Origin of the sequence: Oceanobacter mangrovi (genome assembly GCF_019740315.1) — a bacterium.
GTDB lineage: Bacteria > Pseudomonadota > Gammaproteobacteria > Pseudomonadales > Oceanobacteraceae > Oceanobacter > Oceanobacter mangrovi.
On record NZ_JAHXZR010000023.1, the window covers coordinates 1 to 2,306 of the forward strand.

At 49.6% G+C, this 2,306-nt stretch carries 1 protein-coding gene; it reads left to right on the forward strand.

Features of this window, described 5'->3' with window-relative positions:
• The first annotated feature begins 112 nt into the window (after nucleotides 1–112).
• Nucleotides 113–2,185, forward strand: coding sequence for a DEAD/DEAH box helicase (locus K6123_RS23025; RefSeq protein WP_221801968.1), 2,073 nt, complete (start codon nucleotides 113–115; stop codon nucleotides 2,183–2,185).
• The last annotated feature ends 121 nt before the right edge of the window (nucleotides 2,186–2,306 follow it).

Here is a 2,306-nt window from a genome sequence, read left to right on the forward strand (position 1 = left end):
GAACCAGGCTGGCAGCTTCGAGTTTGAACTCAGGAGTGAAGGAACGACGTTGTCTTTTCATTGAACACCTCTTTGGCGGCAAGATTACCACCTATCTGGGTGTCCGGGATTATTGAACCACTACAATCTTCATCCCCAGGTTCAGAAGTGGATCTTTAAGCAGGGTTGGTCGGATCTGCGTGAAATACAGAAGCGGGCGATACAACCTATTCTTGCAGGCGATTGCGATGTACTGATCAGTGCATCGACGGCGGCTGGCAAGACAGAGGCCTTTTTCCTTCCCGCATGCTCAGCCATTGCCGATACCACGGGAGGATTCGGCATTCTCTACATCAGTCCCCTAAAAGCGCTAATTAACGATCAGTACCGAAGACTTGAAGGCCTGTGTGAGATGCTGGATATGCAACTCACACCTTGGCATGGGGATAGTGCTCAGTCGAAAAAAAAGGCTGCTCGCAAGTCCCCATCCGGCATATTACTGATTACTCCTGAGTCTCTGGAGTCGTTGTTAGTTCGAGACTCGGGATGGGTACGGCAAGCTTTCGGATCGTTGCAATACATCGTTATTGACGAGTTCCATGCTTTCATTGGTACAGAACGTGGTCAACACCTGCTTTCGCTTCTGAATCGCCTTGAGCACCTGATTGGCCGTCATGGTAATCCCGTTCCGAGAGTGGCCTTAAGTGCCACGCTTGGTGATTTAGAAAGCGTACCTGCCTCCCTGCGCCCGGATAAAACAATGCAGTGCGCCACCATATTTAGTGCGCGTTCTGAAGCTGTTGTGAAGGTGGTAGTAAAAGGGTACTTAGACCCAGTCGTGCTGGACTCTCCTAAGCCAGGAGAGAATATTCCCAATAACGCGGAAGATGAGATTTGTCAGGAGTTGTACCGAATCTGCCGTGACGGATCACACCTGATTTTTGCTAATAGTCGAAAGCGCACCGAAAGTTTAGCGGCCAAGTTGAGCGATCTCTGTGAATCTCAGGTTGTTCCCAACGAGTTTTTCCCTCATCACGGCTCTCTTGCCAAGGAGGCCAGAGAAAGCTTAGAAGCACGACTACAAAAGGAGACGCTACCTACGACGGTGGTGTGCACCATGACACTGGAGTTAGGGATTGATATTGGTAAGGTGAACTCGGTAGTCCAAGTCACTGCTCCACATTCAGTGTCTAGCCTTCGCCAGCGTCTGGGAAGGTCTGGTCGTCGAGGAGGGCCTGCAATACTGCGTATGCTGATTGCTGAAGATGAACTTCACGCTAACTCCAGTCTTATTGATAAGCTACGGATGGAATTGCTTCAGTCTCTCGCAATGACTCGGTTACTGATTGCAGGAAAATGGTTTGAACCCGCAGATGCTGAACAGTTTCATTTCTCTACCTTGCTGCATCAAGTGCTAGCGGTAACAGCTCAATGGGGCGGTGTTCGTGCTGATCAGTTGTATCGAACCCTTTGTCAGACAGGCCCGTTTCAACAAGTCACAGTTGATCATTTCAAGCAGCTCCTGACCCATATGGGGCAGGAAGAACTACTGACTCAGTTATCCAGCGGTGAGTTGGTGTTGGGCCTTCAGGGAGAAAAGCTGGTTAGTCACTATACCTTCTATGCGGTATTCAAAACTCCCGAGGAATTTCGCGTCGTTGCTGGTCCCAAAACCTTGGGTACGTTGCCGGTCGACACGATGATTCTAGTTAATCAGCACATCATTTTTGGTGGCAAGCGCTGGAAAGTTATCGATATAGATGCAGACAAAAAGGTGATTGCTGTGGAACGTGCAAAAGGAGGCCAGCCGCCCAAATTTGGCGGTGCAGGGATGGGCATTCACGACGTCGTACGCCAGGAAATGTTAAGCATCTACAGAGATGGAGACTATCGAATCTCTGTAGGGGCTAATAAGGTGGACTTTTTGGATGATACGGCGAGGAACCTGTTTGCTGAGGGACAAGGCTTATTCAATCAGCTGAATCTTGGTAGTGAGTCTGTTCTTCAGCAAGGGGAGAACGTGTGTGTTTTTCCATGGCTAGGTGACAAGGTGGTGAACACTTTGGTGGCTATGCTCACCCGGATGGGGTACCAGGCTAGTGCGTTTGCCGGTGTCATTGAGATAGAAAAGGCTGATGCTAAGAAGGTGGGTGACAGTTTGTTTTCGCTGCTGGATGACGAACCTCCTTTGGCGGTAGAACTGTAGTGGTCAACTGATTCCGGACACGGTTTTAAGTTTTTCTTCTGCGGCGTGAGGACTGATTCCATCATTCGCAGTATGTGGCCGTTGCTGGTTGTAAAATCCCATCAGATAACGGCCGATATCC